General features: G+C 36.5%; 10 protein-coding genes and 1 pseudogene. 6 read left to right on the forward strand and 5 right to left on the reverse strand.

Translation table 11 applies throughout. The features are described 5' to 3' along the window. Positions 1–44 precede the first annotated feature (44 nt). Positions 45–1355 carry a hypothetical protein gene (locus tag EXE10_RS08545; protein ID WP_130113074.1) on the reverse strand — a complete coding sequence of 437 codons (1311 nt, stop codon included), beginning with the start codon at positions 1353–1355 and terminating at the stop codon, positions 45–47. 183 nt (positions 1356–1538) lie between these two features. On the opposite strand from EXE10_RS08545, the gene EXE10_RS08550 reads away from it, so the two are divergent. Next, on the forward strand, positions 1539–2159 hold the full coding sequence (locus tag EXE10_RS08550) for a hypothetical protein (RefSeq protein ID WP_130113075.1): 621 nt from the start codon (positions 1539–1541) through the stop codon (positions 2157–2159). 185 nt (positions 2160–2344) lie between these two features. On the opposite strand, the gene EXE10_RS08555 is transcribed toward EXE10_RS08550, so the two are convergent. After that, on the reverse strand, positions 2345–4714 hold the full coding sequence (locus EXE10_RS08555; protein ID WP_068974704.1) for an AAA family ATPase: 2370 nt from the start codon (positions 4712–4714) through the stop codon (positions 2345–2347). 296 nt (positions 4715–5010) lie between these two features. On the opposite strand from EXE10_RS08555, the gene EXE10_RS08560 reads away from it, so the two are divergent. Then, positions 5011–6450: a hypothetical protein gene (locus tag EXE10_RS08560; RefSeq protein WP_130113076.1), complete on the forward strand. Its 1440-nt coding sequence runs from the start codon at positions 5011–5013 to the stop codon at positions 6448–6450. Between the two features lie 88 nt (positions 6451–6538). Here the strand turns inward: EXE10_RS08560 and prpC are convergent, their stop codons facing one another. After that, positions 6539–7666, reverse strand: coding sequence for a 2-methylcitrate synthase (gene prpC, locus EXE10_RS08565; protein ID WP_130113077.1), 1128 nt, complete (start codon positions 7664–7666; stop codon positions 6539–6541). A gap of 2 nt (positions 7667–7668) precedes the next feature. After that, a pseudogene (locus tag EXE10_RS08570) lies at positions 7669–8067 on the reverse strand (isocitrate lyase/phosphoenolpyruvate mutase family protein); the annotation flags it as partial. A gap of 33 nt (positions 8068–8100) precedes the next feature. Between EXE10_RS08570 and EXE10_RS08575 the strand changes: the two are divergent. The 4 genes from EXE10_RS08575 to ppk1 all read left to right on the forward strand — a co-directional run bounded on the left by EXE10_RS08575 (position 8101) and on the right by ppk1 (position 12490). After that, positions 8101–8415, forward strand: a complete 315-nt coding sequence (locus EXE10_RS08575) for a TetR/AcrR family transcriptional regulator C-terminal domain-containing protein (RefSeq protein WP_265937138.1) — start codon at positions 8101–8103, stop codon at positions 8413–8415. A gap of 127 nt (positions 8416–8542) precedes the next feature. Further along, entirely contained in the window at positions 8543–9463 is a 921-nt protein-coding gene (gene argF / locus EXE10_RS08580; RefSeq protein ID WP_068974654.1) for an ornithine carbamoyltransferase, read from the forward strand. Between the two features lie 234 nt (positions 9464–9697). Continuing rightward, positions 9698–10168, forward strand: a complete 471-nt coding sequence (locus EXE10_RS08585; protein WP_130113078.1) for a hypothetical protein — start codon at positions 9698–9700, stop codon at positions 10166–10168. A 216-nt stretch (positions 10169–10384) separates the two neighbouring features. Continuing rightward, complete coding sequence (gene ppk1 / locus EXE10_RS08590) at positions 10385–12490, forward strand: polyphosphate kinase 1 (RefSeq protein ID WP_130113079.1); 2106 nt, start codon at positions 10385–10387, stop codon at positions 12488–12490. 169 nt (positions 12491–12659) lie between these two features. Here ppk1 and EXE10_RS08600 read toward each other — a convergent pair whose 3' ends face one another. Next, positions 12660–13889, reverse strand: coding sequence for a CaiB/BaiF CoA transferase family protein (locus EXE10_RS08600; protein ID WP_130113080.1), 1230 nt, complete (start codon positions 13887–13889; stop codon positions 12660–12662). Between the last annotated feature and the right edge of the window lie 11 nt (positions 13890–13900).

A 13900-nucleotide genomic window follows, 5' to 3' on the forward strand; every position in this document is an offset into this window, starting at 1 on the left:
TTCGAATGTTATTGTTATTAAAAGGAGATCTTATGATCTCCTTTTTAATCAAGCACTTTATATTCTTTTTTAAAGCCTGTGCGACTTGGTGCGACACGATTTTGATTAAAATACGGGACAAACTGATACTGATCAAATGTTTGCAAATTTATTGAAGGTAACAGCTTTGAAATTTGCTCAGTCATATAGCCATCGACATCTCTTTTTTTCTCCATTTTTAAATATATGGAATAACAAAATTTGCCATAGAAATACAATAAGCCAAAAATACCTGCAAGAACAATTGCATAGAAAAATCCAAATATAATCACCAGAATAACCATTCCAAAACCAATTGCCATTGGCAAAGGGTTTGTTTCATCTGGAGTGAATTTCTCAAATATAGGTTTAGAGCGATGTTGTAAAATATCTTGATCTATTGAAAGGTATAGGATTTGATCATATACCATCCATGCATAGTGACCATCTTTGTCAGACGTTTGTGTATAAACAACTTGTATATTCCGCCCTTGGGTAAATATGAATTCATCAAAAAAACCATAGAGTTTTCGATCATCAACTTTAAACTTAACTTCCTGCAATGGATCAGGATTATCACGATTGGACTCCATTTTTTCGATTGCCGTAGTTTTTAACTCCCCAGAACATAACTTCAATTTCAAACGCTCAGTTTCAATTCCATTTAAACCAAACTTATTGGTTTTGCTTATCTGTTCTGTCAAATTAGATATGATTTTTTGATCATCTATTGCTGGCTTAGATGAAAATAAATATTTAAAATCATAAAGTTTTGCAAACTCAAAGAAATAACCATTTTGTAATCGTAAACTTTGAAGCATTTTCTTCGTCAGTGGAGGCAAAGCAAATTTTTTTAGAATATCAGCTAAACAATCAAATTGATTTTCATTTTTAGAACGAGTTATTTGATAGAGAAAACGCCAAATGAAAACTACAAATGCAAAAATAGCTAGATAGAAAATGGTATCTAAATAATATATTGTCCCATCCATAAAATATTGGAAAAATGGATAAGCTACGCATAAAAACAAACTGCACATCAATGAAACATGCAATGCATTTCGACCAAATTCGCGATATCCGTCTGGCTCTACTGCAAGAATACAATCATCAAGATATAAGACTTGTTTGCTTTGATTCAATACAGCAAATACAACTTGTGTTCTTTTATTATAGATCACATGAACTTCATCATTGAGCTGAAAAACTTGAGATTGAATCTGCGTACCACGATATTTGCGTTTTTCAATCTTTAAAATAAAGATACCAGTCGGTGTATATTCAATAAAACTAATTTTTCCTTGCTCTTCAACAAGATCTAATTGTGGTGTATTCATTTATTATTAAGCTTTAAATTTTTAATTGGTTAAGATTTATGGTATGATTCTAGCGGATTTCAGTAAAAAATCCGACTAAAATTCGCTCTATTTATATATTTTCTTGATTTTTATTTACGTAAATGTCCTGTTTATTTGACCAAGCTCAGTCATAATCAATAAAAACATATTGAACAATAAACGATGCATTATTTTAAATTTATCACTACAATTTTCATCTTTATGCTTTCTCTAAATGTCCATGCCACAGTTGGTGGTGGACAAAACATTGAAGTTTTAGGCTATGAAGCTAAAGAGAAAAAGCTATATGTATTACGTCATTTCCAAGATGGACGCGGACGTTTACCACAACTTTATTATTATCAACTCAACAGTAAAACACCTGACAAATTGATCGAAGTAAAATCCCTGTATATCAATCCAAAAAGCAAAGCCATAGATTATGATCAAGATGGTATTCAGTTTGATAAAGATCTAAAGAAAATCACTAAGCGCTTAACCCCACTAATCAAAGTCGATTCAAATGTAGTACAAATTAAGGTTTTAAAAAATAAAGTTCACCAAGTTCCTGCTTGGCATACGCTTTCAGAAAAGATTCCTCAATATACGATTACTTATCAAATTCATATGCCTTTATATGAAAGTAAGATTCAAGAAGCCATTAGTTATAACAAGCAACTTAAAATCACTCAAAATTATAAAATACCGAATCAGAATAAAACGGTGGTTGTAGTTAAATATCGAGGGATTCCAATAGAAACTGGCTATGATATTGAAGATCCTATTCTACTTTTATCCAAATAGACTCACGAACAGCAGTTCAAATCATTATCTATATGCAATCCCAACGTCTAAACCACCTAGTAATTACAACTCGCCCACAAAAAATGGCTTATTCCCTCATTAAGGAAATAAGCCATCATTAACAATACAATTAAAATAAACATAGGCTTACGTTTTGAAACGTAATACTTCTGCGCATTTATAATTTATTCATTCTCAGCAAAACTTGTTCCGATCGACTCCAACAAATCTTCTTCTGTGATTCGTGTATGTTCGAGATCATCACCTGATTGAATCGCACGGCTCACAGCACGTCGTGTTGCACGAGTCACCAAAGAATTTAAATCACGTCCTGATAAGCCTTGCGTTTTTTCAGCAAGTTGATTTGCAACTTCACTTACCTCAAAATCAGTCGGCTTACTGTTTAGCATCGAGATTAATATCTGCGAACGTGCGACTTGATCAGGTAGACCAATTTCAATTTTACGTTCCAATCGTGACATTAACGCACTGTCAATATTTTCAGGATGATTACTAGCAGCCAATAAGAATACTTGCCCTTCTTTGGTTGCTACACCGTCTAGCTCTTGAAGCATTTGCCCAACGATCTCTTGAGTAAAACTATCATTTCCACCATTGCGCGCACCTGCCACAATATCAATTTCGTCAATGAAAACAATACATGGTGCTTGTGAGCGTGCAGTTTCAAACAATTGCTTTACTTTACTACCAGATTGACCTGTAAAATTTGCCTTTAAATCCGATGTTGCTGCTGCAATAAATGAAAGCCCTGACTGACTCGCCAAAACACGGGCAATTTGAGTTTTCCCTGTACCAGGAGGGCCGTAAAGTAAAATTCCTTTCGGCGTTGAAATGCCTAATTTTGCAAGTTTTTCAGCATTTTTTAATTCTTTACCCAGATTTTGGAATTCCATCATGGTTGTTTCAGGCAATACAACATCATCCCAAGTCAATGATTTTACTTGTGTTGAGCCTTTACCACGAATTTTACGAACCTGTTCGATCAAGTTCTCAGGTTTTATCTCACGATTGATATTTTCAGCTACTAAAGTGGCAATTAGCGTGTGAATATCACGACCCGACATCCCTGCTGTTTCAGTCGTAAGCGCTGAAGATACTTCAAGATCAATATCCGCTTGTTTAAATTCATTTTCTAAAATTTTCTTACGTGCAACATCGTTTGGTAAGCCAATTTCTACTGATGCAGTAAAGCGTGACATAATTGCATTGTCGATAATGTCGTGTCGGTTCGTCGCTGCGATCACCAAGACTTTACCTGATGCTTGATTAAAGCCATCCCATTCAGAAAGAAAGGTTTGTACGAGCTCATTACCAAATGAATCGTTATCTGTTCCACCACGTTTTGCAAAAGCACTTTCACATTCATCAACAAACAATAATGTTGGCGCCTTTTCACGACAACGTGCCCAAAGTTCTTTTACTTTTGGTGCTGTTTGACCAATATGTCCTGCTTTTAAATCTGAAATATTTACGGCTTCAAAATTACATTCTGCATGTTTAGCAAGCTTACGCGCGATTAAAGTCTTTCCAGTTCCTGGAGGACCATACAATAAAATACCTTTAGGCGATGGTTTACGACCGGAAGCAAATAAATCAACTAATTTTAGAACACGATCAAGCGTTTCTTCTTCAATCGCAACGTCTTGCCAATTTTCAGTCACATCTGTCAATGTTTTGAGTCGTTGCTCCAAAGAAGCAATATATTCATAACTTTTTACCCAATCTGCTGCAGAAGTTGCAAAAGTATTTATTGCTGAAATATCTTGAGCGAATAGAGGTACAAGATCTGCTGACATTTGTTTATAAATCTTCCAATCCCAAGCCTCAGTATTTGCATTAATATCAACCAAATGTGCTTCGCTTCCATCATTGGGAATTTTTAAAATTGCAAATATTTTGTCCGCTTCCTTTGGCGTATGAAAAACAACAAAATCCGAATCATACATTTTCCCGAACTTATCATCGACTCGCCAATTTCCTGAAATATCTTTCTCATCGGCAGGTGCAGTGATTGCTTTGTAGGGATACTTTGAATCTCCGCTTTCTTTTGAGCCAAAATGCATGAAGCTTAGTCTGCATTGACCAAAGAGCAAAATAGAACCGCATTCTGCCTTACTTTTCAAATCACCTTGTTTTTTCATTCCTTTACGAACAAGTACAATGTATAAGCCTAAACTCAATACAATACCTAAAAACTTTCCAATGGTATATTTTGCAAAAAATGGAATCGCAAAAATCAATACGGCCCATGCAATAATAAGTAAGAGGCGGTTACTAAACAGTGGTGCTAAAGTTAAAGCACTGAATAAGCTATCTCGACGGGCTTTATCTCTAACGGCATCAGCTCTTGCAGTAGTATAGTTTTTTAAAGTTATTTCCGCTTTTTGCTTTGCTGCTTCAACTGCTGGGTAATGACTAAACGTTTCCTGTCTAATCTCAATCAAATCTTTTGAAGATTGCGCAAGCTCTGATTTCACTTGCTCCAACTGTTGCCCCAAATAGCTTCCCTGCTCTGCAGATATTTGATTACTCATAAAAATCTACTCATTATGTTCTTAACTTGTTCATTATGCACATATTCCAATATATAAACAGCATGACTTTAAGCTTATTTTTTTATGAATAATAAAAAAAACGTATTGTAAAAACACAAGTTAAATCTAGTTTTTATTATTTTACTCACTTTAATGTAAATCGATTATGTCAAATCGACTCCGCTCGTATTAAAAGTATTTTTTTCATAGTAAATCAAGAAACATTGCCATTTGAGGAATAGTCAAAGTTTCAAAACTAACAATAATTATACTTTTAAGCATTTGGAAGGATCACCATGCAAATAAAGTTATTTGATAAATTTTATCCAATCGTCATCATCTTATTACTGACTGCTTGTGGAGGTGGTGATGACGATAATCAAAATGGAACTTCAGCTACACAAGAGCAACGTACCGAAAATAATCCTCCAACAAACACCACCATGAATGAACAAGCATTTGCTGAGAAAGCCAGTGCACTTGTCATGCGCGAAGTTTTATTCAATGGTCCACTGAATATGCTATCCAATGGTATGTACGACATTATTCAAAAAGGTAAAAAATGCACATCGGGTTCATATACAGTAGACACAAATAACCAAAAGATTTTATTTAATAATTGTCTTGGGATTTTTGACGCAGAAATTTTAGCGCAAGGCGAAGTATATCTATCTAATAACAATACGACTTATGACTTTAAGAATTTAAATTTATCAACACAAGATAGTAAAGAGAAACAAACCGTCAATGGTAAGCTTAATATCACTGAAACTGATCAAGCTGTTCAATACCAAACGGATCAGCTTGAACTCAGTGGCTATAATACAAAATCTGGGTCTATTAACACCAATCCTGTCACTTACCATTTTAAAGATACAGAACTCACTTGGAAAAAAATTAGCACTGGTAAAGCTCAGGTTTCAATAAAAGGGAATTTAGAGTCAACAAGTGCTGATACAGGCCCAATAAATATCAGCTTTACCAATGTAGAACGACCTTTTGAATTAAAATTCGATCCCGATCAACCTTTAACGACTTATATCCCACCTGAGCCAGGTATAGGTGCTATGTACATTAAAGACCTGATTAAATATGAACCCTTCTTAATTACCGTATACGATTATAAAACTCTAAATCTACAAAATGATGGTAATGTAAATACAGATTCATTGTTTGCAAAAGCGACTCTAGGCTTCATGCCATATAACATATGTGGGCCAAATTATTTTTTCGAAAGACCTGTTAATGAATCATCAAATCCACCTAAGGATACTGGCTCAAGTTCCACCAATCCCAACATAATTTTTTCCCCTCCTGATTCAAGTGGCCCACCGGGTTCAATTACTCTACCCCCAAAAGACAATACGACCACAACTACAACCGCTCCCAAACAACCTATTATTGTCACACCATCTTCAGACACATCTGCTGTAAAAGCACTTGCTTTTTGTTGGCGCTCTACATCCAATAAAAACAATTGGTTTTGTGATGGGAAAACGCAAAGAAACTCAGGCTCTTACCCGCTGAAAGAGGCATTATCAACAGCAGGATGCCCAAATGCAGTTCTTGCAATTCCAGGAGAAATTACATTGCGGCATAAAACAATTACAAGCATAGGATCTAAAACAGGCAACCTATATGATTGCCAGATGAATTTAGCTAATGGTGATCAATCTGCATTAACATTTAATCGTAACATCAGATTATTCTGGGATACCATTCCAAAGCAGTTATAAAATCACAGCTTTTGCTAATCATAAAAAAACACCCAATGAATTCATTGGGTGTTTTATCTTACTATTATTTCAAAGTAGTAATGAGCTATTAACGTTCAGCAATCGGTACAACTTTACGCAATTCTGGACCCGTATAATCCGCACTTGGACGAATAATACGGTTGTCTGCACGCTGTTCCATTACATGCGCTGCCCAACCTGTCACACGGCTCATTACGAAGATTGGTGTGAACAGTTTGGTTGCAATATCCATGAAATGATAAGCAGAAGCATGGAAGAAGTCTGCATTACAGAACAATTTCTTCTCACGCCACATCACTTCTTCACAACGGACTGATACTGGATAAAGTACGGTATCACCGACATCTTTTGCCAATTTTTCAGACCAGATTTTTATGATGCCGTTACGTGGATCGTTGTCTTTGTAGATCGCGTGACCGAAGCCCATGATCTTTTCTTTACGTTCCAATTTGCCTAGCATTTCACGCTCAGCTTCTTCAGGAGACGTCCAGCTTTCGATCATTTCCATCGCAGCTTCGTTTGCACCGCCGTGTAATGGACCACGAAGTGAACCAATAGCACCTGTGATACATGAATGCATATCTGACAATGTCGATGCACATACACGCGCTGTAAATGTCGATGCGTTAAACTCATGCTCAGCATAAAGAATCAGCGATACATTCATCACTTGTTCATGCAATTCATTCGGTTTCTCACCGCGAAGTAAATGCAGGAATTGAGCGCCAATTGAATCATCATCTGTGTTTTCTTCGATACGTACGCCATCATGGCTGTAGCGGTACCAGTAGCAAATGATTGCAGGTAAAGTTGCAAGAATACGGTCTGCAACATCTTGTTGTTCATCGAATGATTTTTCAGTTTCGATGTTACCCAACATTGAAACACCTGTACGCATCACGTCCATCGGATGTGAATCCGCAGGAATGCGCTCAAGTACTTCTTTTAATGCTTGTGGCAATTGGCGAAGTGATTTGAGTTTTGCTTTATACGCTGCCAATTGTTCAGTCGTTGGTAATTCACCAAAGAAAATTAAGTATGCAACTTCTTCGAACTGGCAGTTCTCTGCAAGATCCTGAACATCATAACCGCGGTAAGTTAAGCCTGCGCCACTTTTACCTACAGTTGATAAAGCTGTTTTCCCTGCCACTTGTCCACGTAATCCTGCGCCGGTGAGTACTTTTCCTTCAGCCATTTTTATTTTCCTTCAGTGAATAATTTGTCTAATGTATTTTCAAAAGTATGATAATCAAGGAATTCATACAGTTCTTTACGTTGTTGCATGGTGTCAAGTACATTCACTTGCGTACCATTTTCACGAATCGAACGGAATACTTCGAGTGCAGCTTTTTGCATTGCACGGGTTGCTGACAATGGATATAGCACCATTGAAATGCCTTGCTCGCCCAATTCTTGAGTGGTGTAGTATGGTGTATCACCAAATTCAGTGATATTTGCAAGAACTGGTACACCGACAGCATCACAGACTGTTTTGTACATGGTAATGTCAGTCATCGCTTCAGCAAAGATCGCATCTGCACCCGCTTCTACACATGCACATGCACGGTCGATCACCGCTTGCAAACCTTCTTTTTGACGACGCTGATTACCTTTTATAAGCACATGATCATGCCAGAAAATATCGCTTTTATTCGACTGATCTTTGAACGCTCACAAAAAGACCCGCAACTGGCATTGTATATCCACGAAAAAGGTCCTAAGCAGGTTCAACTTGCAATCGCAAAAGCTCTAGAAAGTTGCGCTGGAAAGCAACTTTTAAAATGCGATAATCCGCTTTATTCTGCTCAATTCTATTTTGGAATACTTAGAAACCTAGAATGGCGAATTTTAATGGGCATTCATATCCAAGAAACTGATCAAGAAATATTCGATTGCGTCAGTTATTGTGTAGATCGCTTCTTAGACGGTCATCAAAAAGTCTAATTTTTTTGCGTTTTGACATTCCTATAGTATATTAGATGATTCTCCTTTTTATTTTCATCAACCACCAACAATGAATTGTTGGTCAATACCCTATTGGCTTTGACTAGACAATTATTGTGGAGTAACCATGGCTCTACGACATTTTCTTACTTTACGTGACTTATCAACTGCTGAACTTAACCGTATCATTGAACGTGCTCAAGAGTTAAAGCGAAAACAACATAACAATGAAGTGTTCCAACCCTTTGTTGGCAAAGTCATGGGAATGATTTTTGAAAAATCGAGTACTCGTACGCGAGTGTCGTTCGAAGCTGGTATGACTCAGTTTGGTGGTAGCGCAATTTTTCTTTCATCTCGTGATACTCAGTTGGGTCGTGGCGAGCCGATCGAAGATTCAGCACGTGTGATTTCAAGTATGCTTGATGTTGTGATGATTCGTACTTTTGGTCATGACATCGTTGAACGTTTTGCTGAATACTCAAGTGTTCCTGTGATCAATGCTTTGACAGATGATCACCACCCTTGTCAATTACTTGCAGACGTACAAACTTTTGTTGAACATCGTGGTCCAATCGCAGGAAAAACTGTGGCTTGGATTGGTGATGGCAACAATATGTGTAATTCATATATTGAAGCAGCACATATGTGGGGCTTTAAATTAAAGATCGCTTCTCCGAAAGGCTATGAACCAAAGCCTGAATTCTTATCTGAATTTGCGCATTGTGCAGAAGTGTTTGAATCTGCTGAAGATGCTGCAGTGAATGCTGACCTGATCGTGACTGATGTTTGGGCGAGCATGGGGCAAGAAGAAGAGCAAAAAATCCGTGAAAAAGCATTTGCTGATTATCAAGTGAATGAAAAACTGATGGATTTAGCACACCCTGATTGCTTATTTATGCATTGCTTACCTGCGCACCGTGGTGAAGAAATTTCTGAAAATATGCTTGACCATAAAAATGCTGTGGTTTGGGATGAAGCAGAAAACCGTCTACATGCACAAAAAGCATTGGTTGAATTTTTAATTAATGAAAATCTGAAAAAAGATTAACTTTAAGTTTTAATATTTTAAAAGGCTTTGTAAATCAAAGCCTTTTTATTGAGGTAAAATAGTGCCCTTTCGAAAGTCAATATAATTTCTTAATGGGTATTCACCCATCAAACCATATTAAAGTTACTTTTGGCTTATTCTTGTGAAGAAACAAATTATTAAACAAAAACTTACTCGTAAAATAAGAAAGATTGCATATAATAAAACCATACTATCTATATGTGTATTATTCAAATGAAATTCAAAATAATTCCTGCACTTACTGTATCCTTATTTTCTGTATTTGCAATGTCGTCACATGCGACAGAACTTGATACGTATCTGATTCAAAAAAACCTGATTGACCAAAACTATAAAATCAAAGATCAAAAAAATTTAGACATCATTTTAGCTGCATTGAGCGATGAAGATTCACGCGTTTACCCTGTCCAAATTGACCAAAACACAGTCATTGAACAAATGCAAATGCATCATGATCACATCAGTTTACAAGGACTCATTACTTCTGAAGATTTCGACCAATTTGCTAAAAGTGTCGGTAAAGAACAAACTCAACAGTACCTAATCAAAGGAATGATTGAAAATTGTCATCTGATTTTTGAAAATGAGTTCCAAAGACGTAATCCTTATTATGTGAAAATGAAATTATCTTCAGATCAAAAAAGCTATGAAATAAAAGTGAATAATGATCAATGTAAGTTTTAAGGCTGTACAATGCTACATCTTCTAAACAATTGAATAATTTAAAATTAATCATTTAAACTATAATGAAAGAATTCTATTTCATTTGGCTTAAGTTGATAAAAACTTTATTTTTTAACTATTTAGAAGAAAGAAATGTTCAATATTTTAAGAAATGTAACATTTCTGTCATATATAAAACTTACTATGCCCTACAAGGTCTTCTAGACAGTTTTTCAAATGACGCAGATCATGCCGGCTTCAAATCATTCTCAAATTTACGAATTTCAACACAGTTCAGAAACATATATTAATCGTGAAATTTCACTTTTCGAATTTCACAAACGTGTCTTAGCGCAAGCAAAGGATGAAAATCATCCTTTGTTAGAACGTTTAAATTTTTTAATTATTTTCTCTCGAAACCTTGATGAGTTTTTTGAAATTCGTGTTGCAGGTTTAATGAAGCAAGTGGATATGAATAGTATTACCACTGCACCTGATGGCATTCCCAATGAAGTGATTCTTGAACACATTTCAGAAAAAGCGCATCTCGCAATTGAAGAGCAATACCATATATTAAACAATGTATTATTGCCTGAACTTGCAGATTATGGGGTTAAATTTATTCAATACAACGATATTGAAGAAAAACATAAAGATTGGATTAAAAATTATTTTTTCAAACAAGTTCAACCTGTAGTCACTCCAATCAGCCTTGATCCTTCACACCCTTTCCCAAGACTCGTCAATAAAAGTCTGAATTTTATTGTCACTTTGGAAGGTAAAGATGCTTTTGGTCGTCATATTGAATTAGCCATCGTCCCTGCGCCTCGTTCTTTGCCTAGAGCCATTCGTTTACCAGATGAACTCACCAATGGTGAAGAACATTACATTTTATTATCTGCAATTATTCATCAGCATATCAATGATTTATTCCCAGGTATGACTGCAACAGGTTGTTATCAATTCCGTGTCACTCGAAATGCCGATTTAACCCTTGCTGAAGATGTCGATGATTTGGCAGTCGCGCTGAAAGATGAGTTATCTTCACGTCGTTTTGGTCGTGCTGTACGTTTAGAAATCGCCAATAATTGCCCTGATTCGATCAATAACTATTTATTGGAACAGTTTGACCTTGATCATTCTCAGTTATATCAAGTTGATGGTCCTGTAAACTTAACCCGTTTAATTACCAATTTTGATATTCCTGAATTACGTTTTAAACCGTATCAAGCTGTTATTCCAAAAGTTCTCAGAAATGCAAAAAATACCTTTGACGTTTTAAGCAAGCAAGATGTGTTATTACATCATCCTTTTGATTCGTTCAAACCTGTGATTAATTTGCTCAAAGAAGCAGCTCAAGATCCCAATGTTTTGGCGATCAAACAAACTTTATATCGTAGTGGTCCAGATTCCGAAATCGTTCAAGTCCTTGCTGAAGCTGCGCGTAATGGTAAAGAAGTCACGGCGGTAATTGAATTACGCGCGCGTTTTGATGAAGAATCCAATATTACTGTAGCGAATATTTTGCAAGAAGCAGGTGCTGTCGTCGTTTATGGCATTGTTGGCTATAAAACCCATGCAAAAATGATTTTGATTGTGCGCCGTGAAAATCATCAATTGAAACGTTATGTGCATCTAGGGACAGGCAACTACCATGCGGGTAATGCACGGATGTACACCGATTATGGTTTACTCACCACTGATTCTGATATTTGCGAAGATGTACATAAAATTTTCCAAGAATTGACTGGGATGGGCAAGTTACTCAAACTCAAAAAACTATTTCATGCACCCTTTACCTTACACTCTCAGTTATTAGATCTAATTCAGCAAGAAACTGAGCATGCGAAAGCTGGAAAAAAAGCCCGTATTATCATTAAAGTGAATGCTTTAACTGAACCTAAATTAATAGCAGCACTATATATTGCCTCACAAGCTGGGGTTAAAATTGATTTAATTATTCGTTCAATTTGCTGTTTAAAGCCACAAATTAAGGGCTTGTCTGAAAATATCCATGTCCGTTCAATTGTGGGACGCTTTTTAGAACATACCCGTGTTTATTATTTCCATAATGCTGGAAATGATGACTTATATTGTGCAAGTGCGGACTGGATGGGGCGAAATTTATTCTCACGTGTTGAAACCTGTTTCCCAATTGAAGATAAAAAGTTGAAGAAACAAATCATTGAATTTGGCTTACTCAACTACCTCAAAGACAATGTTCGTGCATGGGAATTGAATGATCAGGATGAGTGGCATGCCGTACATCCTGAAGAAGGTGCTGAAATCCATATTGCACAGCAAGTTTTGATGCAACAAAGGATTATTCCTACGACTGCGTAATTCGTAATTCGTAATTCGTAATTCGTAATTCGTAATTCGTAATTCGTAATTCGTAATTCGTAATTCGTAATTCGTAAAAATTGCTTAGGCTATTTTAAAGATCAATGTAAATTAATTGCTTACATTGATCTTTTTTATGTGCATCAATTCATGTGATCTACGCATGTTTTTACAAACCCAACCCATCAATCACGCCTGATTCTTTCAACTGCTGTAATTCTTCAAGGGTATGAAATTGTTCTAAAATCAACTTAGTATGCTCCCCCAATCGTGGTGGCGCATTACGATATTCTACAGGTGTATCTGACATTTTAATCGGAGAACCAATCACTTTAAAATTCGGATTGTAGGCATGTGGAATATTTACCACCATTTGACGATGTTGAATTTGAGGCTCATCTAGTGCATCCGCAACTGAATTAATCACACCTACAGGGACTTTCACAGCATGGATTGCATCCACCCAATGTTTAGCTGTATTGGTCTTGAAATACTCTGCCAATAAAGGTACCAATTCAGCACGATTTTTTACTCGGTCTTGATTACGAATATAATTAGGATTCTCCAATAATTCTGACTTACCAATCGCAATACATAAGTCTTTAAATTGTTTATCATTTCCACAAGCAATAATGAATTCTTTATCCTGTGCCTGAAATGTTTGATAAGGCACAATATTGGGATGATTATTCCCCATACGTTTAGGTGCAACACCTGAAGTTAAGTAATTCATACCCTGATTTGCCAATGCTGCCACTTGTACATCAAGCAAGGACATATCGATATATTGCCCTTTGCCTGTTTGATGCCGTGAAAGCAACGCAGCTTGAATCGCAATGGTTGAGTAAAGCCCTGTTTGAATATCAACAACAGCGACACCTACTTTTTGCGAACTTGCACCAAGTTCACCATCTTTTTCACCCGTGATACTCATCAAACCTGACATACCTTGGATGATAAAATCATAACCAGGTTCTTCAGCACGTGGCCCATCCTGACCAAAACCCGTAATTGAGCAATAGACGAGTTTAGGATTAATTTGACTGAGCGTGTCATAATCCAAGCCATATTTTTTTAATGAGCCTGCTTTAAAATTTTCGATAACAACATCTGCTGTTTTCGCAATTTCTTGAATCAGCTTTTGCCCTTGCTCACTTGCGATATCAATCGCAACCGAAGATTTATTTCGGTTTGCACATTGGTAATAGCCTGACTCTCGTGTGGCGTTACCCTGTTGATCTAACATCCACGGCGGTCCCCACATACGGGTATCATCACCCACCTGCGGTCGTTCAATCTTAATGACTTCTGCACCTAAGTCTGCCAGAATTTGTCCACACCATGGTCCTGCAAGTACGCGACTCAGGTCTAAAACTCGAATTCCTTGTAATGCACCCATGTTACTTCCCT

This window comes from Acinetobacter sp. WCHAc060033, from assembly GCF_004209125.1.
Classification (GTDB): domain Bacteria; phylum Pseudomonadota; class Gammaproteobacteria; order Pseudomonadales; family Moraxellaceae; genus Acinetobacter; species Acinetobacter wuhouensis.

Bases quoted from the DNA above. Each gene is read 5' to 3' on its own strand.
- argF (WP_068974654.1), top strand. From the start codon at position 8,543: ATGGCTCTACGACATTTTCTTACTTTACGTGACTTATCAACTGCTGAA.
- ppk1 (WP_130113079.1), top strand. From the start codon at position 10,385: ATGACGCAGATCATGCCGGCTTCAAATCATTCTCAAATTTACGAATTT.
- prpC (WP_130113077.1), bottom strand. From the start codon at position 7,666: ATGGCTGAAGGAAAAGTACTCACCGGCGCAGGATTACGTGGACAAGTG.
- EXE10_RS08555 (WP_068974704.1), bottom strand. From the start codon at position 4,714: ATGAGTAATCAAATATCTGCAGAGCAGGGAAGCTATTTGGGGCAACAG.
- EXE10_RS08585 (WP_130113078.1), top strand. From the start codon at position 9,698: ATGAAATTCAAAATAATTCCTGCACTTACTGTATCCTTATTTTCTGTA.
- EXE10_RS08545 (WP_130113074.1), bottom strand. From the start codon at position 1,355: ATGAATACACCACAATTAGATCTTGTTGAAGAGCAAGGAAAAATTAGT.
- EXE10_RS08550 (WP_130113075.1), top strand. From the start codon at position 1,539: ATGCATTATTTTAAATTTATCACTACAATTTTCATCTTTATGCTTTCT.
- EXE10_RS08600 (WP_130113080.1), bottom strand. From the start codon at position 13,889: ATGGGTGCATTACAAGGAATTCGAGTTTTAGACCTGAGTCGCGTACTT.
- EXE10_RS08575 (WP_265937138.1), top strand. From the start codon at position 8,101: ATGCCAGAAAATATCGCTTTTATTCGACTGATCTTTGAACGCTCACAA.
- EXE10_RS08560 (WP_130113076.1), top strand. From the start codon at position 5,011: ATGCAAATAAAGTTATTTGATAAATTTTATCCAATCGTCATCATCTTA.